Below are 24,485 nucleotides of genomic sequence, written 5' to 3' on the forward strand. Positions count from 1 at the left end.
CGGACTCCCCCTCAATGCGCGCGCGACAGCTCGCCCGGCGCGGGCTGTGACGACCGGTTGTCCACGGCCAGCACGGCCAGCAGCGCGCCCGCCAGCGGAATGGCCAGCACCATGAAAAAGCCCGACGGTCCGAACCAGCCCAGGAACGTGCCGCCGATGGCCGAGCCGATGATGGCGCCGGCGCGGCCGATGCCGATGGACCAGCCCGTCGCGGTGGCGCGCAGCGCCGTCGGATACGCGCCGATGACCAGATAATTCAGCGCCAGCTGCTGGCCGCCGATGCCCAGGCCCGCCGCGCCGATCAGGATGAACACCAGCGTCCAGTCCGTGCCCGCGTAGCCCAGCCCCAGCGCCACCGCAATGCCCAGCGCGAACATCGCAATCAGCAGCGACCGCGTCGACACGCGCGGCATCAGGTAGGACAGCGGAAAGGCGCACACGATGAACACGAGGTTCACGGTGAACGTGCCCATCGGGGCCTGGTCGGCCGGCAAGCCCGCCGCCTTGAGCACCGTGGGCAGCCACGACAGCAGCATGAACCACGCCACCCAGTTCAGCAGGTACACCGACCAGATCGCCAGCGTCTTGCGGGCATAGCCGTCAGCAAAGAGCGCCTTGACGCTGGCGCGGATCGTCGCGTCTTCCGGCACCGTGAAGCGCGTGCCGGCCGGCAGCGGCTGGCGCGAGATCTTTGCGAGAATGCGGGCGACATATCCCTGGCCCGCCGCGTCGCCGCGCATGGCCTTGAATTGCAGCGACTCGGGCAGCAGCACGAACAGCGCCCCAAGCAGCAGCAGCGGCGCCACGCCGCCCACGATGAAGATGCCCTCCCAGCCGATCACCGGCAGCATGCGCGCGGCCAGCAGGCCGCCCAGCATGGCGCCCGCGGGCAGGCCCAGCAGCACGCCGGTGATCACCGAGCCACGATGGCGCGCCGGCGCGTATTCGGCCGCCAGCGCCAGCACGATCGGCGTGCAGCCGCCCATGCCCAACCCCGCGATGAACCGAAGCGTAAGGATGTGCCACGTTTGCGTGGCGCCCGCCGTCGCAAGCGTCGCCAGCCCGAACACCGCCACGCCGATCAGCGCCGCAGGACGGCGGCCGATCCGGTCGCCCACCAGGCCCAGCGTCATGGCGCCCACCGTCATGCCGACGATGCCCGCCGTCAGGATCGGCGCCAGTTCGCCGGGCTGCAGCTTGAATGCCGCCAGGATCGCCGGCCCGGTGAACGCCATTGCCTGCGTGTCAAAGCCATCGAACAGCGCGATCAGAAAGCACAGGGCAAGGACGCGCCATTGAAAGGCGCCCATCCGTTCCTGATCGATCAGGCTCGGGATGGAGAGGGTTGAGGCCATGAGAGTCTCCCCGGGCTCCGCGCGGAGCCCGTTATCGGTATGCGGTATGGGGGGGTGGCGGCATCGCGTCACGGCGATGCCTGCCGGGATCAGGCCTGGGCGGACGCGCGCAGGCGATTGACGATCTGGTTGTCCTTGCCTTGCACAAGACCCGTGAGCACGACGTCGAAGACGATTTCCTTGTACGCGTCTGCCTTCAGGCCCAGTTCGGCGCCGCCGGTCTTGTCGGTCACCGGCGGGATCAACGCTTCGCGGGTGGCGTAAGCGAAATCGTCCCAGATGAGGGGATCGCCCTCGATGTTGAATTGCGTCGTCAGCTTGCGGTGCTGATCCGCGCTGACAAAAAGGTGCACGTGCGCCGGGCGGTTGCCGTGGCGGCCCAGCGCGTCCAGCAGCTGCTGCGTGGCGCCCTGGGGCGGACAGCCATAGCCGACCGGCATCAGGGTGCGGAACTCATACTTGCCGTCCGGGCCGGTACGCACCGCGCCGCGCAGGTTGAAGTCGGTCTGCGCGCCCGTCGGGTCGAAGTGCGAGTAAAAGCCGTTGGAATTGGCATGCCAGCACTCGACGACCGCATTGGCCAGCGGCTCGCCGCGGGTATCGCGCACGATGCCGCGGATCACCAGCGGACCGGCGTTGGCATCCGGATCGGCATCGATGCGCGACACGCCATCGCGCACCGGCGCGCCGGCCACGTAGAGCGGGCCTTCGATGGTGCGCGGCGTGCCGCCATCCAGGCCGGCCAGCTTGTCTTCGTGGTCCATGCGCACGTCCAGGTACTTTTCCAGGCCCAGTCCGGCGGCCAGTAGCGCGGCCTCGCCGTCGCGGCCAAGCTGATTCAGATAATTGACGCCCGCCCACGCTTCATCGGGCGTGATGTCCAGATCGTCGATGGCCTTGAAAAGGTCGCTCAACAGGCGGTTCAGAATCTGCTTGAAGCGGGGGTTGCCTTCGCTGCCGTCCAGGTTGGTCGCGGCCTTCAGCAGGTCCTGCACTTCCTTCGTGTTGAATACGTCGAGGCTCATGTCTGTCTCCAGTGGGTTATCTGTTTGTTTGGTGTGTTCAGTGTTTCTTGTCCGTTACCTTGACCAGTCCATCGCGCGTGAAGCGCTTGACGCGGTCGTCGTCCAGCGTGATGCCCAGACCCGGGCCGGCGGGCACGGTCAGCTCGAAGTCGCTGTAGTCCAGCGGCTGCGTCAGGATTTCCTCGGTGATCAGCAAGGGGCCAAAGAGCTCCGTGCCCCATTGCAGCTGGGCAAAGCTTGCAAACAGGTGGGCCGATGCCACCGTGCTGACCGCGCCTTCCAGCATCGTGCCGCCGTAGAGTTCGATGCCCGCCGCGTCGGCAATCGCCGCCACGCGCTGCGCCGCAAAAAGACCGCCGTTCTGCTCGATCTTGATGGCGAAGACATCGGCGCCGTGCTGGCGCGCGATCTCGAACGCGGTGTCCGGGCCTTGCAAGACCTCGTCGGCCATCAGCGCCACCGGGAACCGGCGCACCAGCCGCGCCAGCGCTGCGGCGCTGGCCACCGGCTGCTCCACCAGTTCGCAACCCGCCTGCGCCAAGGCCGGAATCGCCCAGGCCGCCTGCGTTTCGCTCCACGCCATGTTCACGTCGACCCGCACCGAACCGCGGTCGCCCAACGCGCGCTTGATCGCGGCCACATGCTCGATATCCGTCTTCGGATCGCGCGCGCCGATCTTCAGCTTGAAGATGCGGTGACGGCGCTCTTGCAGCATCTGTTCGGCTTCGGCAATGTCGCGCGTGGTGTCGCCGGACGCCAGCGTCCAGGCCACGGGCAGACGGTCCCGGCGGCGGCCGCCCAGCAGTTCGCTGACCGGCACGCCCAGGCGCTTGCCCTGCGCGTCCAGCAGCGCGGTCTCCAGCGCGCTCTTGGCAAAGTGATTGACCTTGACGAGCTTGCCCAGGTGCGCCATCAGCGCCTGGATGCGCGTGGCATCCTGCCCGATCATGGCGGGCGCGAAGTACGCGTCGATCGACAGCTTCATGGCCTCGGGGCTTTCCGGGCCGTACGCCATGCCGGCGATGGTGGTGCCTTCGCCAATGCCCACCACGCCGTCGCTGCAGAACACTTTCACCAGCATCAGCGTCTGGCCATACATCGTGGCCACCGACAGTTTGTGCGGGCGGATGGTGGGAAGGTCGACGAGAGAGGTTTCGATGCGTTCGATGAAGGCTGCGGGCATGGACGGCGGTGTAGAAGAGGTGGTCACACGGCGTTTATAAGAGCCGGCGACTTTGCGCGTCCAATACTTTGAAAATCCGAATTGATACCTTCACGGCATAAATAAAAAGCCCCGGCTTAGGGAAGCTGTGCCGGATACCGATACTTTTCAGGTTATTTCGGGCTGGAAGCGGACGGGAGCGATCAGGCTTGACACGGTGCGGACCACCCGCTCTGAGACTGCCTCCTCCCCCGCCCCCCGGCCAGATCTATTCGCCGCGATCTTGCCCAGCGTGCCGGTCTCTTGCCAGAACAGTTCGGCGGTCAGGTGGTCCGAGGTGCCGTCGCCCGCACGTCGTCGCCCAGGTGCTTGCGCACGGCTTCGACGCGGCGGATATCGAGCTGGCGGTCGGGCTGACCGACCTTCAACTTGATACCGCCAATGCCGCGCTCGCGCGACGCGCTGGCGTTCACAAGCAGTTGCTCAAGCGGCGTGTGCAGAAATCCGCCCAACGTGTTGTAGCAAGCGACCGAGTCGCGATAGGCGCCCGGCCTGCAGGCCATTTTCTGTAGCGCCGACGCGCTTGCCGAGGGCGTGCTGACCGAAGCGCGCGTGCGCGGCCTACGCGTGCCGCAGGACCTGGCGGTCTGCGGGTTCGGCGGCGCTGATTTTGCCGCGCATCTGGCGCCGTCGCTGACCACCGTGCAGGTCGACGGCGCGAACATCGGCGCGCAGGCAGCGCGCATCCTGATGGCGCGCTGCCGCGGCGAGAGCACGCAGGAGCGGATCATCGACGTGGGTTTCCAGATCGTCGAGCGCGAGTCGACGGGCGGCTGACCCCGCGATCACGGCGGGCGCGGGTCGAATGTCGACATTCCCCGGATCGCGCCCTCCCCCCATTCCCGCCACCACACGCTTCGGGCTACAGTGCCCGTTCATCGGAATCCACGAAGGATCGAGCATGGCCGACGACAGCACGCTTCTCAACGACAACGCGGTGTACAGGACCTTGCTGGAATCGACCAAGGCGATTCCCTGGAAGATCGATTGGGCCACCATGAAGTTCGCCTACATCGGCCCCCAGATCGAAGCGTTGCTGGGCTGGCGCGCCGACAGCTGGGTCAGCGTCGAGGACTGGGCCATGCGCATGCACCCCGAGGATCGCGAGTACGTGGTGAACTTCTGCGTCTCGCAGTCCCAGGCCGGCATCGACCACGAGGCCGACTACCGGGCGCTGACTCGCGACAACGGGTACGTCTGGATCCGCGACGTGGTTCACGTCGTGCGCACGGAAACCGGAGAGCCCGAGGCCTTGATCGGCTTCATGTTCGACATCACCGAACGCAAGAAGACCGAGGAAAAGCTGCTCAGCCTGCAGAAAGAGCTGGAAGTGCTGTCCTTCAAGGATGGCTTGACCAACATCGCCAACCGCCGGCGCTTCGACAGCAGTTTCGAACTGGAATGGGAGCGTGCGCGCAGCGAGGGCCACCCCCTGTCGGTATTGCTCTTCGACGTCGATTTCTTCAAGCAGTACAACGACCTGTATGGCCACACGCAGGGCGACAAGTGCCTGATCGAAATCGCCGAGACGCTGAGCCTGGCGCTGGACGGGCCGCGCGACCTGGTTGCGCGCTACGGCGGAGAGGAATTCGTGGTGCTGCTGCCCGAGGCCGACGCCGAGGTCGCCCGCAAGGTCGCCGAACGCTGCCAGCGCCAGCTTCAGAAAAAGGCCATCGTCCACGCGCTGTCGCCGCACGGCAGGCGCGTCACGGTCAGCGCCGGCGCGGGCACGGTGTCGCCGGCCGGCCCCGTGACGGCGGCCGACTTCATCAAGGGCGTGGATCAGGCGCTGTACCTGGCCAAGAACTACGGGCGCAACCGCGTGGAGCATGTGCAGGTGGGCCGATAGCGCCCATCCCTCCAGATGTAGACGTATATGCGCCGGAAATGCGTGGCGCCTTGACGGGCGCCGTCGACGACGACGCGCAGGGGCATGACCGTTTCCGTGTAGATGGCGCCCTGCTTCCGACTGATGCTCCAGAGCTGCTGCATGGCAATGGCGCCGACGGCCACCAGCATCAAGATGAAAAAAAGCACCAGTGCAGTCAGGCTGCTCCAGAGAGAGATTTCTGAGTCTGGACATGATGGCACGCGACGGGGCCCGGAATGCGCCCTCCGCCCGGCCGTGGGCGACGCGCCCTATCCCACCGCCCCTATTGCGCGTTACGAAGTGCGTTATCGTTTCCACTAATTATCGTAATCCCTAATTTTTTCACCGCTTATACGCCATGATAATTCGCGGAAACGTTTCCACAAGGAGCAGAAATGAAGGGCGATGAGTTGCAGGCGGCACGGGTCAAGACTGTGGTGGATCACATGGAGCTGGAATGCACACAGGAGTGGGACAAGGTCATCGACACCTTCGAACACCCGCGCTATGAAATGCACTCCAGCGGCGCCGTTTTCGACGGCGAAAACGAAGTCATGGAGTATTTCCAGTCATCGCGCGCGTCATTCCCGGACTTGAAGAACGAGATCATCGCGGTTGCCGCCGCCGACGGAACGGACACCGTGTTGGTTGAGTTCTGGCTGTCCGGCACGCACGCCGGCCCCTTCACCGTCGATGGCAAGACCTACGAGCCGACCGGCCGCACGTTCCGCGTGCGCATGGCCGCGTCCTTCGAATTTGCGCCGAATTCGGACAAGGTGATCTGCGAGCGCCCCTATACCTGTCAAAACGCCAAGCTGCGTTCGCTCGGGTTGCTGTAGAAGTACAGGCTTTCCCGTTCAGGAGGCGGGAAGGCGCGAAGCATGAAGTTGTTCTGCACATAACAGCCAGGGCGGGCCATCCGGCACTGCACCAGGAATCCAACTCGAGGAGACAACAATGATGAAGCTGTCCGCCGCAGCGGCCGTGCTGCTCGCTGTACTCGGCATGGGAACTGCCCACGCCGACGATTATCCGAATCGCCCGATCCGCATGCTTTTGCCCTTCTCCGCGGGCGGCGGCGGCGACACGCTGGGCAGGATCCTGGCAGAGCGCTTTGCCGTCGAACTGAAGCAACCCGTGATCGTGGAGAACAAGCCTGGCGCGGGCGGCACCATCGGCATTGCTTCGGTCGCGCGCGCGGCGCCTGACGGCTACACGATCACGATCGGCGGCATGACGACACACATCCTGTCTCCTTCCGTCTACAAGGATCTGCAATACGACCCGATAAAGAGCTTCACGTCACTCGGCGCCATTGGCAATTCAGCCATCATGGTCGTGGCTAACAACAACTTCGCCGCCAACAACATCGCCGAACTCAAAAACCTGGCAGCCTCCCGCAAGGATCCAGTGCAGTACGGCAGTTGGGGGATCGGCTCGACGGGCCACTTCTGCGGAGAGGTGCTCGTGCAGAAGGGTGGCCTGAAGCTGCAACATGTTCCCTACAAGGGAACCACCCAGATCATGACCGACATCATGGGCGGTCATGTCGACGTCGGATTCGTCGATATGGCCACAGCGACCCCGATGGTCACGCAGCACAAGGTCAAGGGTTTGGCCGTCTGTACCCAGCGATCGCCCAGTGTGCCGGACATCCAGAGCTACAAGGAACAGGGTATCGACTTCGATCGCGAGTTGAACTGGGCCATGTACGTTCCGGCCGGAACGCCTGCGCCTATCGTTGCAAAGCTGTCCGACACGCTGGAAAAGGTGCTCAAGGAACCGGACGTCAAGGACAAGCTGCTTGGACTGGGCATCACGGCAAATTACGTTCCCGGACCGGCGCACGAAAAGGCCAACATCGCTGATATCGAAGCCTGGCGAGCCGTGGCCCGCGACGCCGGCATCAAGCCCCAGTAACTGCATCTCCACGGCGACGAGCGAGCTCGTCGCCGCTTTCGCGAGACCTCAATGAACCTGCTTCAAGACCGTGTCGCCGTCATATCCGGCGCCGCCCATCCCAAGGGGATCGGCAAGGCAACCGCCAAGCTATTCCTCGAGCATGGCGCCCGCGTGGCCATCCTTGACCTTGACGCGGCTCGCCTACGCGAGGCCGCCGAAGACATCGGCGCGCCGCAATCCCGACTCATCGCTTTAGGCTGCGATGTCGGCGACGCCCAGCAATGCGGCGCGGCAATCGATTCGGTTGCGCAATGGGCCGGCGGCCGAATCGACGTGCTGGTGAACAATGCCGCCGTCACGCAAAAGGCGTCTTTCCAGGAGATTTCTCCAGCGGACTTCGATCGGATCCTGCGGGTGAACCTGACCGGCGTCTTCAATCTGAGTCAGGCGGTCATTGCAGTGATGATCGGGCAGCAGGCAGGAAGCATCATCTCGATTTCCTCGCTTTCCGCCCAGAACGGCGGCGGCATCTTTGGCGGCGCCCATTATTGCGCCGCCAAAGCCGGCGTGCAGGGCATTACGCGCGCCATGGCCAAGGAATTCGGCCAATACAGGATCCGCGTCAACGCCATATCACCCGGGCTCATCACCACCGACTTTTCCCGAACCGGCCGCTCGGACGAAAGCAAGGACGAAGCCGCTCAAGGCTGGCCATTGCGGCGGGCGGGGCGGCCACACGAAATCGCCGGCGGCTGTCTCTTCCTGGCGAGCGACCTCTCAACCTACATCACCGGCACGACGTTGGACATCAACGGCGGCGCACACATGAATTAAGGAAACAGCATGAGCAAGATCCTGGGGGGAGTCCGGCAGGTGGGCTACGTGGTTCGCGACATAGAGAAGGCCATGATGCATTGGTCTGACGTGCTGGGCGTGGGACCGTGGTTCTACAAGGAGGAAGTGGGAACCACCGAGTTCCGCTACCAGGGCAAGCAATCCCGCCCTCCCCGCCTCTCCATCGCGTTGGCCAATACGGGGCCACTACAGATTGAGCTGATACAGCAACGGGATGACGCGCCGTCGCTGTATCTGGACTCCCTGCGCACAGGCGGAGAATGCGCTCAACACGTGGCGTTCTGGACGCTGGACCACTTTGACGACTTTTGCGCCCACCTGAGCGCTCGCGGCTATGTGGAAGGCCATGGAGGCCGGATGGGAACGCGCGGCCGGTTCTCGTACTTTGTTCACCCCGACCTGCCCAGCGGCATGATCGAAATCTCCGAGATGAAAGGCGGAAAAGGCGAGTATTTCGAAGAGATCAGAAAGGCCAGCGAATCGTGGGACGGGTCCGCGCCGATCCGACTGCGAACCTAGCCAGCCGTGCGCCAAAGACGGTGTATGTTAGCCACTTTTGGCACGGACAGAACGCAATCATGAAAGACCGGATCACAATTCGCGATGTTGCCAGGAAGGCCGGGGTGTCCCTGGGAACGGCATCGCGCGCGCTCAACCGTACAGGACGCGTCAGCGAGTCAGCCATCGCTGCGGTCGAACAGGCGGCGCGCAGTCTTGACTACCGTCCGGACGCCGTCGCGAGAAGCCTGCGGACAAAGTCTTCAGGCGTGATCGGACTGCTGGTGTCAGATCTGGCCAATCCGCTCTACGCACGCATCATCACCGCGACGGAATCGGCGCTACAGGCGGAGGGCTACTCGCTGCTGGTGGCCAGCACCCACAACGAGCGGCGGCGTGAAGCGTCATTGATCGAGATATTTCGTGGACGCCGGGTTGACGCGTTGATCCTCGGGCCCTGCGAAAGAGAGTCAGCCGATCTCATCGACGCGCTATCGCAGGAAATTCCGGTCGTGGCGCTGGATCGGGAGTTCGGTACGTCCTCCGTTGGTATCCATGTGGATCACGCGGCTGGGGCATTCCAGGCAACGCAATATCTGCTCAACCTGGGTCACCGGCGGATCGCCCTGCTTACGCCAGGAACCGACTTGCGTACGGGAAAGGAACGCATCGCGGGCTTTCGTCATGCCTACGACGTGCACGGCATCTCGCCGGACCCGGCACTGATCCGTGCCGAACAGTCAGCAATGCAGTTTGCATTCGCCGAGGCCATGTCGCTGCTGTCGCATGCCAACCGCCCCACGGCCTTCGTCTGCCTGGGTACGCGAATACTGTCCGGCGTGCTTCAAGCCCTTCGACACACCGGCGACTCGGTGCCGAACGACATCAGCGTCATCAGCATCGGCGATACCGACCTGTCTCGGCTGTTCAGCCCTTCCATCACCTCGCTCAGTTGGGATCTGGAGGCGATGGGCACTTGCGCGGCGCAGCAGGTTCTCAAGCAACTGGATCGTCAGACTTCTTCAGAGCAAGGCGATCGCATTGTCATCAAAACACAACTGATACTGCGTGAGTCATGCGCTCCCGTGGCGCCCAGTTGACCCTTCACCCAAGGAAAATTCCATGACGCTTCCGTACACAGAAACCCACCAAGACCGTCTGCTGACCGTCAACATCGAAGACGGCGTGCAGCTTCCTGGCGCGGCACCCGGCTCCTCGATCATTCCGCTCTTCCTCGATAGAGAAAACGGCGTTTGGGTTCTGTACGGAAAGTTTGCGCCGGGCACTCGACTTCCCACTCACTTCCACACCGGTGTCGTCCACTTCTTTACGACGAAGGGCCAGTGGAACTATCTCGAATATCCGAACGACCCGCAGACAGCCGGCAGTTACCTGTACGAACCCGGCGGCTCCGTCCACACCTTTTCCGTGCCCGACACCGCCACTGAACCTGCCGAGGGATTCATGGTGGTATTCGGCGCCAACATCAACTTCATTGATGGCCAGTTCGCGAACATTCGCGATGCGGGCGCCATCGAAGACTCGATCATCGATGCGGCCAGGAAGGCCGGCTTGCCGCTGCCCCGATACATTCGTCCGAAGGGCGGCGCCGAGTTCACGCGAGATTGAACCCGGAGACCATCAGCCATGCGGTTGAAATCCAAGATTGCCCTGGTCGCCGGCGCAGGCACATTGCGAAGCGCATTCTCGTCACCCGATCTGGTCGGCAATGGCGCCGCCTGTGCGATCCGGTTTGCCCAGGAAGGGGCAACGGTCATCTGCGCAGACCGGTCCTTGCCGGCCGCCCAGGAGACGGTCGAGAGAATTCTGTCGGAGGGCGGTGCGGCACATGCCATCGAACTTGACGTCACCGATTCGGCCCGGATCGGCCACGCCGCGCAGGACATCGCGCATCGTTTTGGCGGCATCGACATCCTGCACAACAACGTCGGCATCGAGATCCAGGGCGACCTGCTTGCGGTGCAGGATGACGAATGGGATCGCGTCATGACGGTCAATGTACGCGGGTCCATGGCCATGGCGCGCGCCTTTCTGCCGCAAATGAAAGCGCGCGGCGGGGGCTCTATCGTCAATGTCTCGTCGACGGCCAGTCTGAAATGGAGTCCGATGCAATTTCTTTCGTACAGCACCGCCAAGGCGGCGGTCAATCACATGACGCGGGTCATCGCCCGCCAGTATGCAGCCGATCAGGTCCGCTGCAACTGCATCATCCCCGGCATGATCCGGACGCCTCATGCGGACGCGCTCTACTCATCGGCGCACGCTGCCGCGCAAGGCCATGAAGCGCGCGACGCCCGATGCCCGATGGGCCGCCAGGGAAGTCCCTGGGATATCGCGAATGCGGCGCTCTTTCTTGCGTCCGACGAAGCCGCGTATATCACGGGCAGCCTGATGGTGGTCGATGGGGGATCCAGCCTTTGACCGGCGTCCGCGCTGTCAAGGCTGGCCGGGACGCACGCCCAGCGCGCGCATCCACGGCATGTCCGGCAGACCCTGGATGGGCGCCCCGCCCGGCATCGGAAAGCCCACGGGATTGAGCGCGGCGTCTTGCAGCACCCGGGCCCATTCGCGCGGGTCGATCGGTTCGCCCATGCGCGCGCGCACGTCCAGCAAGTCCAGCGCCGCGCGCCGGTGACCCGCCTCGGCCGCGTCGCGGAACAGGCGTTCGGCCACGGCGTAGTTCTTGGGCACGCCGCGGCCCATGCCGGTCAGTTCGCCCAGGTAGGTCTGCGCGGGTGCGAAGCCCTGGTCGGCGGCGCGCTGGTACCAGCGGGCGGCGACGGGGTAGTTCTGTTGCACGTGCTCGCCGTTCTCGGCGATCAGGCCCAAGGTGGTCATGGCGACCACGTCGCCCGCCTTGGCGCGCGCCTGCAGCGACGCGAGGCGAGGTTCATCCACATACTGGGCGCCCCGCTCGATCTCGTATTCCCATGCGCTCATGCGCGCCTTGATCAGGTCGCGGCCCAGGGTGGGCGACGGGCCACGGCCCTGCGCGGTCTGGCCGCCGGATCCGCCCGGCGTCGCGGGCGTCTGCCCGTCCGCCAGCGTCGTGAAGGTCACCGTGCCGACCAGGCTGCTGGCGTAGTGCGGAATCTGCCGGTAGGCGGTGGCTACCTGCACGTCGGCGGTCAACTGCTTGAAGAACGTCTCTACGGGCGCCGTGCCGGGCAGCGCGCGTAGGCCCTGCGCAAAGTAGTACGCATAAGGGCTGTGACGTGGCCCTTGATTGCCGAAGCCGTCCTCGGCGGTCGCCCCGGGTTGCGTCGAAAACGCGATCAGCTCCCCGCCCGCGGGCACGGCATGCACCAGGCCGGCGGCAGGCGTGCCGCGCGTCAGGTTGGTGCGGCAGGCGTCCAGCACCATCAGGCGGGCGCGCACGTTGGCGCGCCGCAGCGCCTGCGACACGCGCCTCAGGCTTAGCGAACTTTGCTGCGCCGTGCGGATGCGCACGTCGCCCAGCGGCAACGGCAGGTCCACGCCAAACAGATAGTTCACGTCGTCCACGGCGACGGCGTGTCCCGCGAAGTACATCAGCGCCAGATCCCCGCCGGCGGCGCGATCGGCGAATTCGTCGACGGCGGCTTCCATCTGCGCGGTGGTCAGATCCGTGAGCAGCGTCACATCGATGCTTCGCTGGCGCAGCGCCTCGGCGATCAGGCGCGCGTCGTTGACCGGGTTGACGAGCGCGTTGGCCGGCACGGCGTAGCGGGCGTTGCCGATCACCAGCGCGTAACGGCGCCGGGCGGCAGCCGGATTGGACGCCGCCTGGCGGTCCGCCTGGGAGGCCGCATCGGATTCGGCGTTGGACGCCGCCGCGCTGGCGGCGGGGTCGTCATCCGGCGCCGGCGCGGGCGTGGCGGGCGGGTGCGACGGCGCGGCGGACGGCGGCGGGTCGTCGTCCACCATGTTCCGATTGTTCAGCCCTCTGGCGTTGCTGCCCGCCGCCCACACGGCGGTCGCCGGTCCGCCGCTCAGGGCGGCGCCAAGCAACGCCGTCAGCAGACGCCGCCGCATGAGGGGGTGTGCGCGCGAAATGGGTGCGCTGGCACGGGCGGGTGGGTCGATGCGCGTCATGAGGGTTCGCAAACGGGGCTTCAAAGGGGGGGCTTCAAGGGGTGGGGCAGGCGCCGGCCGGCGCTGCCGTGGCGGACAGCGCGCCCAGCGCCGCCGCGGCGTCTCGCAGCGACGACTCGCGCGAGGCGGCCAGGACGTAACGGCCATCGGCGTCGGGGCCGTCGACGATGGACACGGCGTACTGGGACAGGGTGTTGCGCAGTTGCCGGGCGGTCAACGCGTCGGGCAGGTCCACCACCAGGCGCGGGCACGAGGCGCCCCCGCGCGTCAGCACCGCATCGGGCGCAGCGCCGCCAACGTCGGGACCGACGGGCGCCTGTTGCGCCACCATGACGGACAGCACGATCGCAAGCGCCCAGCCCAATGGCATCAAGGGGCTGGCGGGCGTGGGCCACAGCCACTGCCACAGCCGGCGCGCGCGGGAGGCTGGCGCGTTCCGCGGACGCTGCGCCAGCGCGCGCAGAAAGGCGGCATCGCGCTCGGCCTGCCCGATCTCGTTGTGCGCCAGCTGGCGGGCTTGTGCCAGGTTGCGCCACGCCTCAAGCTCTGCCCGCAGCGCTGGATCGCGCGCGAGGTCCGCTTCGAAGGACCGGCGGGCATCCGGATCCATGTCGCCCGACAGATAGGTCAGCACTCGGTCTTCGGGAATCATCAGTCCATTCCTTTACGCGTGCAGTCGGTCACCAGCTTGCGCGCGGCGTGCAGGCGGCTCTTGACGGTGGGCACGTGCAGGTCCTGCTGCCGCGCGATCTGTTCCATCGGCATGTCGTCCAGATACAGGAACATGGTGGTGCGCAGCGTGTCGCTGAGTTTGTTGATGCAATCGCGCATGCGCTTGATGATCGACAGATGCTCGTAGGCGCGCGCCGGGTCGTTGAACTCGGACGGATCGGCCACGTGCCGCGTATCGCCGAGCGCCGCGTCCTCCCCTTCCTCATTGCCCTGCGGGCCAGTCCAGCGCACTTCGTGTCGCGTGCGGCGATGGATCTGGATCAATTCATGCAGCGATCCGCGGTACAGGTAGCCGCCCAGCTTGCTGACCGCCAGCTCGTGCGCCGTCCATCCGCCCTCGGGCTGGCCGTGCAACAGGGCTTCGTCCTTGAAGGTGCGCGTCTGCAGGAACTTCATGAGCGCATTATTGAACGCATCCACCACGCCTTCCGGCGGTGCATTGAAGAACTTCCTGCGCAGCTTCAGCGTGATGTGCTGCTCGGCCTTGTTGCGAAACGCCAGCGCGTAGCGCGGGTCGGCGTGCAGGATGCGCAGCAGCGCGTCGACGTTATTGATGACGTAACGCTTGGAATCGAGCGTGTTCATGATTCGGATTCTGGGAGCTGCGGCACCTTAGCCGCGCAGGGGCGGAAAATCAAGCGCGGCGGCGCATCGCGGCGATCCCGCGGACGGTAAAGGCGATGGCGATGGCCGCGCACAGATAGAAGCCGAATCCGAACGACAGGCTGTTCCACAGGTTGGACGCCATGTCGCCCGCCAAGCTGCGGCTGGCGCGCGAACTGCCCATGAAACCCGCGAACTGGCGCGTCGCGTCCATGACTTCCCGCACTTGCGAAACCACGCCCGCCAGCGCAATGGCCCACAACGCCAGCGGCGCGAAATAGCCCAGGCGCGCCGCGCGATGTTGCATGAGCGAAGGCAGCAGCGGCCCTGCAACCGCCAGCAGCCACAACACGGCATACACGCCCGCGCCCGCCCCCTGCCCGGCGATTGCGCCCTGCAGGCTGGCGCCGTTCTGCAGGCGAAGCATGTCGTAGAAGCTCAGGCTGGCGGCCGATCCCATCATGCGCACGGTAATGACGGCAAAGAGCGTCGAGCCCAGCAGGAACAGCAGTGCGCCCGCCGCGTCGCCGCGGTTGACGCGCCGCGCCGCGATCGCCGTCCAACGCGCCGCATGGGTTCTGGCCTGCGCCAATACGTCTTGTGCTTTGTCCTGCATGGTCTTTCCTTGTGAGGGTGAGGCGCGAAGGCCGGTACTTGTCGCTACGCGCGGCCGAACAGAAGGTTCGATTTTTTTTGCGGGTCTTGTTTGGCGATTGCCATTTCGGGTTCCGGTTTATGCTTCGCCCCAACTTTTTTCGAACCTTTTCCGAATCGGCGCGTAGCCATGGTGAAGGGCTCGCCTTTTCAGCCCCGCCTGCTGGAAAGCAAACCGCCACTTCCACCCGCCGATATTTCCCACCATCAAGAACGGAGCCTTCAAACATGTCCACCCCTACCCCGCTGTCCGCCCTGTACCAGACCCTCGTGCAAGAAGAACTGGGCCTGGTCGCCAGCCAGGACGATCAAGGCGACGTGGTCTTCAAGCATCCCGATCTGGGCATCATGTACTTCAGCCTGAGCGACGCAGACCCCGAGTTCCTGCGCCTGGTCTACCCCAGCTTCGTGCAGGCGGACGAACTGGACCTGACGCGCGACCAGTTCCTGGAGGTCATCAACGTCGTGAACAACCGCTGCAAGGCCATCAAGCTGACGCTGGCCGCCGAAAGCGCCGACCGCCCCGCACGCGTGTCGGCATCGGTGGAGAGCTTCGTGGCCGCCCCCGACACGCTGCCCGACCTTGCGCTGCTGCGCGGCATCGCGGCGCGCTGCGTGTCGGCCGTGCGCCATGGCGTGCACGAACTGGTCAAACTGTCGATGGAGTTCAAGCAGTCCGCCAACTGAGGCGGGCCCGCGCCGCGCAATTGAAACAAGTCTGGCCCCGCGTTGTAACTTTGCGATACATTGCAGGGCTTTGATGAAAATGGCGCCCAAGAGGCGCCAATTTTTTCTGCCTCCAACATGATGTCGATGCGCCTGTCCGATTCCCGTTCGTTGCTCCTTCGTCTTGCGGCCAGCGTGCTGCTCCTTGCGGGCTTGTCCGCCTGCGCCGTCAAGACCAATTCGCGGGGCAACCTCGTGTACGGCGTGGACACCGCCGCCCTGTTCGGCACCGAGATCGGCCAGTTTCCCTTGCAGGATGGCGGGCTGGGCACCTTGCGGCGCGAAGGCAAGAACTTCTCGGTCAAGCTGTCGGGTAACCAGCGCGTGGTGCCGATCAACAACGTGGAATCGGCGCGCATCGCGCGCACCGAGAACGTCGGCTCGCGCACGGTGGTCGTGATCGAGACCCAGCGCCGCAACTGCGATTACCGCTACAGCGTGCTGGCCATCGAAGGGTCCGACGTGCTGTCGTGGGACGTGGGCAATTGCCGCGACCGGCCGGTCGTGCTGGTCCAGGATGACCGCAGCGCCATGACTTTCGACTTCCCCAAGGGCTCGTCGATCGAACGCTTCGTCTACACGCAGGACGGGCGCATGCGCCGCGGCAACGTGAAGGCCGTGGCCGGATTGAATCCGCGCGCCAAGCCGTTTGCCGACGAGTCGCTGTATCCGCCCGGGTACATGGATTCGATCCGGCTGCATGGCGTCTATCCGCCGCCCGCCGCGCCGGACGCCCGGCCGGGCAAGGCGGCAAAGCCCGCCAGCGGCAACCGGCCGAACCGGCGCACCGCCCCCGACGCTCCCGCAGCGGTGCAAACCCAGACGGCCAGCGGCGCGGCCAGCGCAGGCCGCGTCGTGCCACCGCCCCCGCAACGCGTGCCGGCGGGCGACAGGCCCGCGCCGGCCCGCTCGGGCACGGCATCGCGCACGCCCGCCAAGCTGGATCTGCCCGACGAGGAAATCACCTCGACCCGCCTGGATCTGAGGGATTGAACGTGCGCCAAGCCCAGATTCGCCAGATCCTCTTCCTGATCGTCCTGACGGTCATCTACCTGAGTTTTGAACTTGGCTTCAACGCCCGGCTGCTCGATGTGGTGGGCAGCCGCGCGACGCCGCACGACATCGAGGAGCTGGAATTCTTCGGCCGAACCCTGTCCGGCATCGCCGCGGCGCTGGTCGTGCTGCAACTGATGCTGGCGCGGCGGCTTGCCACCGGCGGCCGGCCGTCATCCCTGAAGATTGCCGTTGCCTGCGTCGTGACGGCGCTGGTCGTCTTCAGCGCCATCAAGATGATGGTGAACGTGCTGGTCGACTCGCGCGACGGCGAGTTCCGCCGCGTTGCCACCAACGCCGGACTGCTGCAACGATCGCTCGTGCAGGGCGACCTGCATCTGGATGGGCTGGTCGACGATGGCGTCTACGCGCGCCCCGAAGGCAAGGCGCTCCTGGCGGTGTTCCAGGTGCTGCTGTCCAACATCGACAATCTGGACGACAAGGTCGAACCCAAGAAGCGGCAGGTCATCCGCGCCGACCTGCAACGCCAGATGAAGACCTTCACCTTCGATGACCGCGAAGTCCGCATGACGGCGCCGGGCATTCGGGGGTATCACCAGGTCTACACCAGCGTGATGCAGTCCGTCGCCGAGCGCTGGAAGAAATATGCGGGTGTGCCGGTCGCATCGGACATCGGCCTTGCGCGCGAACAGGACCGCGCCTGGGGCGATTACCGCCGCAACCTGTCGCGCCGCGGCTGGACCCCGGAAAGCGTGCCCGCCCGCTATCAAGGCCGCGTGGTGCAGGACGTGCGCAAGCGCATTCCCGTGCCTGCGGGCTGGCAGCCGCACGACCGCGCCACCTTCAACGAAGCCGTCGCGCAGCAATACTGGAAAACGATGCGCAGCCGCACGGTGCACGTCGAAGGCGACGCCATCCCACCGGGCCTGTCGTACGAAGATTTCGTGGCGCGGCCCGGCGTGCAGAAGCTGCTGCGCCAGACCTTGATGGTGCCGGCCACCATGAACGTCGCGCCCAACTACACCGACGCCGCCGGCTTCAAGCGGCTGTACGACGGCATGCTGGACCGCGCGGTGGACGATGCCCTGCCGCGCTTTTCGGCAAGCAGCGCGGATTTTTCGCGCGGCGGCCAGCATTACCAGCTGGGCCAAGACGCCGCGCGCGCGGCGATCGTGCCGCCGGTCGCGCTGCTGTTTTCATTGCTGGGCGCGGTGGGCCACTTTGGCAAGCTGCTGTACCTGATCGTCAAGCTCATCGTCTGGCTGCGCACGCCCGCCGGCCAGCAGCCGGGGCGCACCGCGACGCGGGCCGCGGGCCTGGCCCTGGTCCTGACGCTGGCCTGCGTCTGGACCGCGTTCTCGTTCATGCAGAATGGCGTCACGCAAAGCGACCTCTTCCAGCAGATGTCGCGCGTGGAAGGCGGCCGCGATGACGAATCGATCGGCCAGGCGCTGCGCCGCCGCGTGCTGGCCAACGTGGCGCATGTAATCGTCGTGGGGCAAGCCTACACCTACCCCTTCAACGAGGCCGTGCGCACTTACGTGCTGGGCAGCTTCCGGTTCGGGTATCACGGCAATGCGGGCTGATTGCCTGATGGCCGGATACCGTCAATAGGCGGGCGGCTTCGCCTCGCGCCCGGCGGAGGCTGCCTGCGCCAGCGCGCGGGTGATGATGCTGGTCGACACGTTGGCAAAATAGCGCGCGCCCATTGCCCCGTACTTTTCTTCGTCCTGCGGCGTCAGCGCGATGATCCCCGAGCACTTGCCGGCCCCGGCGATGGCGCGCAACCCGGCCTCGATGGCGCGTTGCACGGGTTCGGCATTCCAGTCGCTGCCGTGGCCCATCGCGTGCGCCAGATCATTGGGCCCGATGAACACCGCATCCACGCCATCCACCGCCGCAATCTCGCCCGCCGCCGCAATGGCCTCGGGCGTTTCGATCATGGCGATGAAGCCGATGCCGTCATTGCTGCGCTGCGTGTGACCCGCGCCGCCGAAAGCCCCGTAACCCGCCGCGCGCGTACTGAAGGCGCTGCCGCGGCGGCCCACCGGCGGATAGTGGATCATGCCGGCCAGACGCCGCGCCTGCTCAGCGGTCTCCACCATCGGCACCTGCACGGCGCTTGCGCCCATGTCCAGGATGCGCGGCAAGTCGTGCTCAAAGCAGCGCACGATCGGCACGATGCCCGTGGCCCGTGCGGCGCGCAGCATGTGTTCGGTCATGCCGAAATCGGCACAGCCGTGCTCGTTGTCCAGGATGATGAAGTCAAAGCCGGCATACGCGCACATCTCGACGATGGCCGGGCTGGGCAGTCCGTTGAACAGGCCACGCAGCGGCTTGCCACTGCGCAGCATGTCCGGCAGGCGGCCGTCCAGCGGGAAGCGGGGGTCGGTCATGCAAGTCTCCTGTGTCGGGGCGGGGTCAGTCAGCCTGAATGCCGGCGTCCTTGATCACCTTGCCCCATTTTTCTATTTCGCTGCGTTGGAACTTCGAGAATTCTGCCGAACCGCGGCCGTCGGGCGCAACGCCCAACGTCAGCAGCTTGGCGCGCACGTCCGGGCTGTTGACGATAGCCGCGATCTCGCGGCCCAGGCGGTCCACGACCGGCGCGGGCGTTCCCGCCGGCGCGAAGATGCCCTGCCACGATTGCATCGCGAAACCGGGCAAGCCCAGGTCAGCCAGCGGCTTGACGCCGGGCAGGTCCGCCAACGGCGCGGCGCTGGTCACGCCCAGCACCTTGACCCGCTTGGCGTCGATCATCGGACGCGCGGCCGCGACCGTTTCGAACACCATGTCGATCTGTCCACCGATCAGATCCACCATCGACTGCGATCCGCCCTTGTAGACGATCTGGCGCAAGCGCGTACCCGAGATGGACTGAAACAGCTGGCCGGACAGATGCTGCGACGTGCCCGCGCCGGCCGTGCCGTAGGTCAGCCCGTCGGGATCGGCGCGCGCGGCATCGATAACCTGCTGCACCGTATTGAACGGGCTGTCGGCCCGCACCACCAGGGCGTTGCTGACCATGCCAACCAGCCCGACCGGCGTGAAGTCCTTGACGGGGTCATAGTCCAGCTTCTTGATGAAGAACGGATTGACGGCGTGCGTGGTGATGGTGCCGCCCATGATGGTGTAGCCATCCGGCTCGGCGCGGGCCACCAGTTGCGTGCCCACGATGCCGGAGACGCCCGGCTTGTTCTCGACGATGACCGACTGTCCCAGGCGGGCGCTCAGTTGCTCGGCCATCAGGCGGGCCACGCCGTCGGATACGCCGCCCGGCGAGAACGGCACGATGTACCGGATGTTCTTGGTGGGCCAGGCGGGCGCGCCGCCTTGGGCGTGCGCCATGCTGGCGGTCAGCCCGATCGCCGCAACGGCGGTCAGGGTACGGACGAAAATGCTGCGCATGCGTTTGTCTCCTGGAGTCGATGAGCGCGGTCTGCGCGCGCTTTTTTGGGTAGTGCCGGAAAAAGGGGAAAAGTGTGTGTCAGGGTCCCGCCCGGACCGTCGCGCGTTCGACCAGGCCGCAGGGCACGACGATGTCGCGCGGCCGCAGCTCGGCCTGCATCTGTTCGCGCAGCAGGTCGACGGTGGCGTCCACCATGGGTTCGACCTGCTGACGCACGGTAGTCAGGCGATACGCGCCCCACGCGGCCTGCGGGACGTCGTCAAACCCCACAACGGCCACGTCCTCGGGCACGCGCAGGCCCAGCTCGTGGCGCAGTACATCCAGCGCCGCGATCGCCATGTGGTCGTTGCCGGCGAAGAGCGCGTCCGGCGCATCCGCGGCAAACATCCGCCGCACCGCCGCCTGGGCCAGATCAAAGTCGTAGTGCCCGACTTCGCGGCAGGCTAAGTCGTGGCCGAGCGCGCGCAAGGCGTCCCGGTATCCCCGTTCGCGTTCAATGCTGGTGGACGAATCCTCCAGCCCCGCCAGAAAGCCGAAGCGTCGATAACCGCGTTCGACCAGCAGGCGCGCCACCAATTGGCCGCCCGCGTAGTTGTCGGATGTGACCGAGCTGCTGGCGTGGCGCGCCAGCCCGCCCAGGATGGAGACGCGATTGAACTGCACCACGGGCACCCCAACCTCGGCGCAACTACGCGCCACGTTGGGCGACAGCATTGCGGAAGCCATCACGATGCCGTCCACCTGGTACTGCAGAATCTCCGCCAATACGCCATCGGCCGCCTCGTCCACCTCGGCGATGAACATCAGCACGTGGTAGCCCTCTTTCTGCAGCTTCTGCGACAGCCGTTCGATGACCAGCGGATAGAACTGGTTTTCCAGGTAGCTCATCACCAGCGCCACGATGCGGCTGCGGCGCGTGATGAGGCTGCGGGCCAACGCGTTGGGCCGGTAACCCAGCTTTTGCGCGGCGGCCAACACCTTGCGGCGCGTGGCTTCGGACACGCTGGCGCCCGGCGTGAAGGTGCGGCTGACGGCCGACTGCGACACCTGCGCCAGATCCGCCACGTCCTGCGCACGGGGCGCGGTCCTCATGCCGCGGTCCATCCTGCATCCAGCATCAGCGCGCTGCCCGTCATCAAGCTGGAGGCATCGCTGGCCAGGAACACGATCGCGCCCATCACCTCGTCCAGGCGGCCGACGCGGCCCAGCGCGTTGCGCGCGCAAACCCAGTCGCGAAACCCGGGCTGCTCCAGCATGCCCGCCGTCATGGGCGTTTCGATGAAAGTCGGGCACACGGTGTTCACGCGAATGTTGGCGGCGCCCAGCTCCCAAGCCAGCGCGCGCGTCATGCCTTCCAGCGCATGCTTGCTGGCGCAATACAGCGTGCGCCGGGGGCTGCCCACGTGCCCCATCTGCGAGGACACATTGATGATCGATCCCGCACGGCCTTCCGTCAGCAGGCGGCGCGACACGGCCCGGCTGGTGTAGAAGGCCGCCTTCACGTTCAAGTCCAGCACGGCGTCGATGTCCTCGTCGGACTGATCGATGAGCGGTTTGGGACGATTCATCCCGGCGTTGTTGACCAGGATGTCAAAGGGCTCGCCGTGCGCGACCGCCTGATCCACGGCCGCGGCGTCCGTCACGTCCAGCACCAGCGGCGCACAGCCGATGCCTTCGGCCCGCAAGGCTTCGCACACTTGCGCCAGTTCCGGCTCGCGCCGGGCCGCCACCGTGACATGCGCGCCCGCCCGGCCAAGCGCGGCGGCCGCCGCCAGTCCGATGCCGCCGCTGCCGCCCGTCACCAGGGCGCGGCGTCCGTCCACCCGGAAGTCCGGTCCTTTGGGTAGCGCCATCATGCCTGCGCCTCCACCGGCTGATACCACGGCAGGTCAGGACGATTGCCATGGCGGCGCACGCGAATGTTGGCCTGTTCGCCGTGGCCGGCAAAGTTCTCCATGTGGCACAGGCGCGAGCAGTATTCGCCCATCGTCACGCTGGCGGCGTCCGTCAGCACGCGCTGGTAGGTGCAGGTCTTGAGAAACTTGCCCACCCACAGCCCGCCCGTGTAGCGCGCATTGCGGTTGGTCGGCAGCGTGTGGTTGGTGCCGATCACCTTGTCGCCGAAGCTGACGTTGGTGCGGGGTCCCAGGAACAGCGCGCCGTAGTTCGTCATCCGGTTCAAGAAGTAATCCGGGTCGCGCGTCATGACCTGCACGTGCTCGAACGCCAGGTCGTCGGCCACCTGGAGCATTTCCTCAAGCGTGTCGCAGACGATGACTTCGCCACAATCGGCCCAGGCCTTGGCGGCAATCTCGGCCGTGGGCAGGATGGTCAGCTGGCGCTCGACCTCGGCCAATGTGTCGCGGGCCAACTGTTCGCTGTTCGTCAGCAGCACGGCCGGCGACGTCGGACCGTGTTCGGCCTGACCCAGCAGGTCGACCGCGCACAATTCGCCATCCACGCTGTCGTCGGCGATGACCAGCGTTTCGGTGGGGCCGGCAAACAGGTCGATGCCGACCCGGCCATACAACTGCCGCTTGGCTTCGGCCACGAACATGTTGCCGGGCCCCACCAGCATGTCCACAGGCGCCACGCTGGGGGTTCCCACCGCCATTGCCACGACGGCCTGCACGCCGCCCAGCACCAGGATCTCGTCCGCGCCCGCCATGTCCATGGCGGTCACGATGGCGGGATGCGGCTTGCCCTGATAGGGCGGCGCCGTGGACACGATGCGCTTGACCCCTGCGACCTTGGCGGTCAGCACGCTCATGTGCGCCGAGGCCAGCAGCGGATACTTGCCGCCCGGAATGTAGCAGCCCACCGCATTCATCGGCACATGCTTGTGGCCCAGGACCACGCCGGGATAGGTCTCCACTTCAACGTCGCGCATCGAATCGCGCTGGATCTGCGCAAAGTTGCGCACCTGGCTCTGCGCAAACGCGATGTCTTCGATCTCGCGCGACGACAACTGCTTGCGCGCCGCCTCGATCTCGGCGCGTGACAGACGAAAGTCAGCCGGATCCCAGTTGTCGAATTTGCGGCTGTAATCCCGCACGGCTTCGTCGCCCCGGGTTTCGATGTCGCGGATGATGTCTTCGACGGTGGCGCGCACCTTGGCGTCGTCTTCGGTCTTGACGGCGGCGGTCCGGCCGCGCTTCAGATAACGGATCATGGTCTCGGGTCCTGCAAGTGTGGAAAGTTCTTCGATGGAGGGCACTTTCAAATCCTTGCATACGTATGCAAATAGGGAGAAACCCGGACCTTTCGATACACTCACGGGATTCCGCATCGATGACCGCCGCGCCGCCCGGCGCACCCACGCTCCCCTCATGTCGCATCCCGAATCGTTCAATCTGAAGCAGATCGCCGTGCCGGCGTTCGGTCCGTCGCTGCTTTACGGCATCAGCAACGGTGCGATCCTTCCCGTCATCGCGCTCACCGCGCGGGAACAAGGCGCGTCCTTCGCGGCCGCCGGCCTCATTGCCGCCCTGATCGGCGTCGGCTCGCTGCTCTCGAACATTCCGTCGGCGCTCATCACCGAGCGATTCGGCGAAAAACGCGCCATGGCCGGCGCCGCGCTGCTCAGCGTGGCCGGATTGCTGCTGGTCATTGGCGTGCCGCATCTCTGGGTGCTGGCGCTGGCCATGCTGATGCAGGGATGCGCGCAATCGGTATTCCAGCTGGCGCGGCAGAGCTACATGATCGAGGTCGTGCCGCTGGCCTACCGCGCGCGCGCCCTGTCCACGCTGGGCGGCACGACGCGGATCGGCACCTTCATCGGCCCCTTCGCGGGCGCGGCGCTGATCCACTTCCTGGGCCTGGATGGCGCGTACTGGATCGCCGTCTGCGCGATGCTCGGCGCGGGATTCATCGCCATCAAGGCGCCGGACATCGAACCCGTTCACGTCAAGGCGGCTGGCAAGCCGCGCGCCCGCATCGGCGAGGTCGCGCGCGATCATCGCAGCGTGTACGCCACGCTGGGCGTGGGCGTGATGCTGATCAGCGCCCTGCGGGCATCGCGTCAGGTAGTGATACCGCTTTGGGCGGACCACCTCGGCCTGGACGCCACCACCACGTCCCTCGTCTACGGGCTGGTTGCCGCGGTGGACATGTCCGTGTTCTATCCCGCGGGCAAGGTGATGGACCAGCGCGGCCGCCTGTGGGTGGCGCTGCCGTGCACCCTGCTGATGGGGCTGAGCCTGATGGCGATCCCGCTGACTAGCGGCGTGACAAGCTTCATCCTGGTGTCGCTGCTGCTGGGCTTTGGCAACGGCATCGGCTCGGGCATCGTGATGACGCTGGGCGCCGATGCCGCCCCGCCGGGCGCGCGCACGCAATTCCTGGGCATCTGGCGCTTCATGGCCGATCTGGGCGCAAGCGGCGGGCCGGTGGCGTTGTCGGCGCTGACGGCGCTGTTGTCGCTGGGCGGCGCGTCGTTTGGGGTGGGAACGTTAGGCTTGGTCGCGGCCGGGGTGTTCTGGCGGTGGTTGCCGCGTCGCGCGTCGCCATAACAAGCCGCGGCAAG

The 24,485-nt window shown here is 65.9% G+C and carries 24 protein-coding genes and 2 pseudogenes; 13 read left to right on the forward strand and 13 right to left on the reverse strand.

What is annotated here, in order from left to right:
• Positions 1-11 precede the first annotated feature (11 nt).
• The 4 genes and pseudogenes from V6V88_RS22405 to V6V88_RS22420 all read right to left on the reverse strand — a co-directional run.
• On the reverse strand, positions 12-1,310 hold the full coding sequence (locus V6V88_RS22405; protein WP_062839833.1) for an MFS transporter: 1,299 nt from the start codon (positions 1,308-1,310) through the stop codon (positions 12-14).
• 134 nt (positions 1,311-1,444) lie between these two features.
• Positions 1,445-2,380 (reverse strand): catechol 1,2-dioxygenase, encoded by a 936-nt coding sequence (catA, locus tag V6V88_RS22410; protein ID WP_338616393.1) that lies wholly within the window; start codon positions 2,378-2,380, stop codon positions 1,445-1,447.
• A gap of 37 nt (positions 2,381-2,417) precedes the next feature.
• Positions 2,418-3,563 (reverse strand): muconate/chloromuconate family cycloisomerase, encoded by a 1,146-nt coding sequence (locus V6V88_RS22415; RefSeq protein WP_062839785.1) that lies wholly within the window; start codon positions 3,561-3,563, stop codon positions 2,418-2,420.
• 335 nt (positions 3,564-3,898) lie between these two features.
• A pseudogene (locus V6V88_RS22420) lies at positions 3,899-4,090 on the reverse strand (enolase); the annotation flags it as partial.
• On the opposite strand from V6V88_RS22420, the pseudogene V6V88_RS22425 reads away from it, so the two are divergent.
• The 9 genes and pseudogenes from V6V88_RS22425 to V6V88_RS22465 all read left to right on the forward strand — a co-directional run.
• A pseudogene (locus V6V88_RS22425) lies at positions 4,089-4,379 on the forward strand (substrate-binding domain-containing protein); the annotation flags it as partial. The pseudogenes V6V88_RS22420 and V6V88_RS22425 sit on opposite strands and share 2 nt — an antisense overlap.
• Positions 4,380-4,503: 124 nt before the next feature.
• Positions 4,504-5,451, forward strand: a complete 948-nt coding sequence (locus V6V88_RS22430) for a sensor domain-containing diguanylate cyclase (protein ID WP_280003660.1) — start codon at positions 4,504-4,506, stop codon at positions 5,449-5,451.
• 416 nt (positions 5,452-5,867) lie between these two features.
• On the forward strand, positions 5,868-6,311 hold the full coding sequence (locus V6V88_RS22435) for a nuclear transport factor 2 family protein (protein WP_338616394.1): 444 nt from the start codon (positions 5,868-5,870) through the stop codon (positions 6,309-6,311).
• A gap of 118 nt (positions 6,312-6,429) precedes the next feature.
• Positions 6,430-7,392, forward strand: a complete 963-nt coding sequence (locus V6V88_RS22440; protein ID WP_338616395.1) for a tripartite tricarboxylate transporter substrate binding protein — start codon at positions 6,430-6,432, stop codon at positions 7,390-7,392.
• A gap of 51 nt (positions 7,393-7,443) precedes the next feature.
• Complete coding sequence (locus V6V88_RS22445; RefSeq protein WP_280003657.1) at positions 7,444-8,208, forward strand: SDR family NAD(P)-dependent oxidoreductase; 765 nt, start codon at positions 7,444-7,446, stop codon at positions 8,206-8,208.
• Positions 8,209-8,217: 9 nt separating this feature from the next.
• Entirely contained in the window at positions 8,218-8,748 is a 531-nt protein-coding gene (locus tag V6V88_RS22450; RefSeq protein ID WP_223572729.1) for a VOC family protein, read from the forward strand.
• Positions 8,749-8,807: 59 nt separating this feature from the next.
• Positions 8,808-9,827 carry a substrate-binding domain-containing protein gene (locus tag V6V88_RS22455; RefSeq protein ID WP_062839792.1) on the forward strand — a complete coding sequence of 340 codons (1,020 nt, stop codon included), beginning with the start codon at positions 8,808-8,810 and terminating at the stop codon, positions 9,825-9,827.
• Between the two features lie 22 nt (positions 9,828-9,849).
• The gene (locus V6V88_RS22460; RefSeq protein WP_056325881.1) at positions 9,850-10,356 is read left to right on the forward strand and encodes a 2,4'-dihydroxyacetophenone dioxygenase family protein; all 507 of its coding nucleotides are present in this window, start codon (positions 9,850-9,852) and stop codon (positions 10,354-10,356) included.
• Positions 10,357-10,374: 18 nt separating this feature from the next.
• On the forward strand, positions 10,375-11,169 hold the full coding sequence (locus V6V88_RS22465; protein ID WP_062839794.1) for an SDR family oxidoreductase: 795 nt from the start codon (positions 10,375-10,377) through the stop codon (positions 11,167-11,169).
• A gap of 15 nt (positions 11,170-11,184) precedes the next feature.
• Here the strand turns inward: V6V88_RS22465 and V6V88_RS22470 are convergent, their stop codons facing one another.
• Genes V6V88_RS22470 through V6V88_RS22485 form a run of 4 tightly spaced genes read right to left on the reverse strand, consistent with a single transcriptional unit; the run spans position 11,185 to position 14,773 of the window.
• Positions 11,185-12,822 carry a caspase family protein gene (locus V6V88_RS22470; RefSeq protein WP_338616398.1) on the reverse strand — a complete coding sequence of 546 codons (1,638 nt, stop codon included), beginning with the start codon at positions 12,820-12,822 and terminating at the stop codon, positions 11,185-11,187.
• A gap of 34 nt (positions 12,823-12,856) precedes the next feature.
• The gene (locus tag V6V88_RS22475; protein ID WP_338616400.1) at positions 12,857-13,474 is read right to left on the reverse strand and encodes a hypothetical protein; all 618 of its coding nucleotides are present in this window, start codon (positions 13,472-13,474) and stop codon (positions 12,857-12,859) included.
• Complete coding sequence (locus V6V88_RS22480; RefSeq protein ID WP_338616402.1) at positions 13,474-14,139, reverse strand: sigma factor-like helix-turn-helix DNA-binding protein; 666 nt, start codon at positions 14,137-14,139, stop codon at positions 13,474-13,476. Before V6V88_RS22480 ends, V6V88_RS22475 begins: the two co-directional genes overlap by 1 nt.
• 49 nt (positions 14,140-14,188) lie before the next feature.
• Positions 14,189-14,773, reverse strand: a complete 585-nt coding sequence (locus V6V88_RS22485) for a hypothetical protein (RefSeq protein ID WP_338616403.1) — start codon at positions 14,771-14,773, stop codon at positions 14,189-14,191.
• A 266-nt stretch (positions 14,774-15,039) separates the two neighbouring features.
• Here V6V88_RS22485 and V6V88_RS22490 point away from each other — a divergent pair, with 266 nt between their 5' ends.
• The 3 genes from V6V88_RS22490 to V6V88_RS22500 all read left to right on the forward strand — a co-directional run bounded on the left by V6V88_RS22490 (position 15,040) and on the right by V6V88_RS22500 (position 18,137).
• Positions 15,040-15,498, forward strand: a complete 459-nt coding sequence (locus tag V6V88_RS22490) for a hypothetical protein (protein WP_338616404.1) — start codon at positions 15,040-15,042, stop codon at positions 15,496-15,498.
• Positions 15,499-15,615: 117 nt separating this feature from the next.
• A complete protein-coding gene (locus tag V6V88_RS22495; protein WP_338616405.1) occupies positions 15,616-16,530 on the forward strand; it encodes a hypothetical protein in 915 nt (304 codons plus the stop codon).
• 2 nt (positions 16,531-16,532) lie between these two features.
• Positions 16,533-18,137, forward strand: a complete 1,605-nt coding sequence (locus V6V88_RS22500) for a hypothetical protein (RefSeq protein WP_338619697.1) — start codon at positions 16,533-16,535, stop codon at positions 18,135-18,137.
• A 21-nt stretch (positions 18,138-18,158) separates the two neighbouring features.
• On the opposite strand, the gene V6V88_RS22505 is transcribed toward V6V88_RS22500, so the two are convergent.
• The 5 genes from V6V88_RS22505 to hisD all read right to left on the reverse strand — a co-directional run bounded on the left by V6V88_RS22505 (position 18,159) and on the right by hisD (position 23,132).
• Positions 18,159-18,947: an aldolase/citrate lyase family protein gene (locus V6V88_RS22505; RefSeq protein ID WP_338616406.1), complete on the reverse strand. Its 789-nt coding sequence runs from the start codon at positions 18,945-18,947 to the stop codon at positions 18,159-18,161.
• Positions 18,948-18,972: 25 nt separating this feature from the next.
• Positions 18,973-19,959 (reverse strand): tripartite tricarboxylate transporter substrate binding protein, encoded by a 987-nt coding sequence (locus V6V88_RS22510; RefSeq protein WP_338616407.1) that lies wholly within the window; start codon positions 19,957-19,959, stop codon positions 18,973-18,975.
• 79 nt (positions 19,960-20,038) lie between these two features.
• Positions 20,039-21,052 (reverse strand): LacI family DNA-binding transcriptional regulator, encoded by a 1,014-nt coding sequence (locus tag V6V88_RS22515; RefSeq protein ID WP_062839839.1) that lies wholly within the window; start codon positions 21,050-21,052, stop codon positions 20,039-20,041.
• Positions 21,049-21,816: an SDR family oxidoreductase gene (locus V6V88_RS22520; RefSeq protein ID WP_338616408.1), complete on the reverse strand. Its 768-nt coding sequence runs from the start codon at positions 21,814-21,816 to the stop codon at positions 21,049-21,051. Before V6V88_RS22520 ends, V6V88_RS22515 begins: the two co-directional genes overlap by 4 nt.
• Complete coding sequence (hisD, locus tag V6V88_RS22525) at positions 21,813-23,132, reverse strand: histidinol dehydrogenase (RefSeq protein ID WP_279213805.1); 1,320 nt, start codon at positions 23,130-23,132, stop codon at positions 21,813-21,815. Before hisD ends, V6V88_RS22520 begins: the two co-directional genes overlap by 4 nt.
• Before the next feature lie 157 nt (positions 23,133-23,289).
• On the opposite strand from hisD, the gene V6V88_RS22530 reads away from it, so the two are divergent.
• Positions 23,290-24,471 carry an MFS transporter gene (locus V6V88_RS22530; RefSeq protein WP_056325855.1) on the forward strand — a complete coding sequence of 394 codons (1,182 nt, stop codon included), beginning with the start codon at positions 23,290-23,292 and terminating at the stop codon, positions 24,469-24,471.
• Positions 24,472-24,485: the final 14 nt, after the last annotated feature.

Origin of the sequence: Achromobacter sp. E1, from assembly GCF_037039475.1 — a bacterium.
In the GTDB taxonomy this organism is placed as follows: Bacteria; Pseudomonadota; Gammaproteobacteria; order Burkholderiales; family Burkholderiaceae_B; genus Achromobacter; species Achromobacter mucicolens.

Coding starts and splice junctions, on each gene's coding strand:
- V6V88_RS22440 (WP_338616395.1), top strand. CDS start 6,430: ATGATGAAGCTGTCCGCCGCAGCGGCCGTGCTGCTCGCTGTACTCGGC.
- V6V88_RS22405 (WP_062839833.1), bottom strand. CDS start 1,310: ATGGGCGCCTTTCAATGGCGCGTCCTTGCCCTGTGCTTTCTGATCGCG.
- V6V88_RS22480 (WP_338616402.1), bottom strand. CDS start 14,139: ATGAACACGCTCGATTCCAAGCGTTACGTCATCAATAACGTCGACGCG.
- V6V88_RS22450 (WP_223572729.1), top strand. CDS start 8,218: ATGAGCAAGATCCTGGGGGGAGTCCGGCAGGTGGGCTACGTGGTTCGC.
- hisD (WP_279213805.1), bottom strand. CDS start 23,132: ATGATCCGTTATCTGAAGCGCGGCCGGACCGCCGCCGTCAAGACCGAA.
- V6V88_RS22455 (WP_062839792.1), top strand. CDS start 8,808: ATGAAAGACCGGATCACAATTCGCGATGTTGCCAGGAAGGCCGGGGTG.
- V6V88_RS22475 (WP_338616400.1), bottom strand. CDS start 13,474: ATGATTCCCGAAGACCGAGTGCTGACCTATCTGTCGGGCGACATGGAT.
- V6V88_RS22495 (WP_338616405.1), top strand. CDS start 15,616: ATGATGTCGATGCGCCTGTCCGATTCCCGTTCGTTGCTCCTTCGTCTT.
- V6V88_RS22445 (WP_280003657.1), top strand. CDS start 7,444: ATGAACCTGCTTCAAGACCGTGTCGCCGTCATATCCGGCGCCGCCCAT.
- catA (WP_338616393.1), bottom strand. CDS start 2,380: ATGAGCCTCGACGTATTCAACACGAAGGAAGTGCAGGACCTGCTGAAG.
- V6V88_RS22415 (WP_062839785.1), bottom strand. CDS start 3,563: ATGCCCGCAGCCTTCATCGAACGCATCGAAACCTCTCTCGTCGACCTT.
- V6V88_RS22435 (WP_338616394.1), top strand. CDS start 5,868: ATGAAGGGCGATGAGTTGCAGGCGGCACGGGTCAAGACTGTGGTGGAT.
- V6V88_RS22515 (WP_062839839.1), bottom strand. CDS start 21,052: ATGAGGACCGCGCCCCGTGCGCAGGACGTGGCGGATCTGGCGCAGGTG.
- V6V88_RS22510 (WP_338616407.1), bottom strand. CDS start 19,959: ATGCGCAGCATTTTCGTCCGTACCCTGACCGCCGTTGCGGCGATCGGG.
- V6V88_RS22530 (WP_056325855.1), top strand. CDS start 23,290: ATGTCGCATCCCGAATCGTTCAATCTGAAGCAGATCGCCGTGCCGGCG.
- V6V88_RS22470 (WP_338616398.1), bottom strand. CDS start 12,822: ATGACGCGCATCGACCCACCCGCCCGTGCCAGCGCACCCATTTCGCGC.
- V6V88_RS22485 (WP_338616403.1), bottom strand. CDS start 14,773: ATGCAGGACAAAGCACAAGACGTATTGGCGCAGGCCAGAACCCATGCG.
- V6V88_RS22430 (WP_280003660.1), top strand. CDS start 4,504: ATGGCCGACGACAGCACGCTTCTCAACGACAACGCGGTGTACAGGACC.
- V6V88_RS22490 (WP_338616404.1), top strand. CDS start 15,040: ATGTCCACCCCTACCCCGCTGTCCGCCCTGTACCAGACCCTCGTGCAA.
- V6V88_RS22460 (WP_056325881.1), top strand. CDS start 9,850: ATGACGCTTCCGTACACAGAAACCCACCAAGACCGTCTGCTGACCGTC.
- V6V88_RS22465 (WP_062839794.1), top strand. CDS start 10,375: ATGCGGTTGAAATCCAAGATTGCCCTGGTCGCCGGCGCAGGCACATTG.
- V6V88_RS22520 (WP_338616408.1), bottom strand. CDS start 21,816: ATGATGGCGCTACCCAAAGGACCGGACTTCCGGGTGGACGGACGCCGC.
- V6V88_RS22505 (WP_338616406.1), bottom strand. CDS start 18,947: ATGACCGACCCCCGCTTCCCGCTGGACGGCCGCCTGCCGGACATGCTG.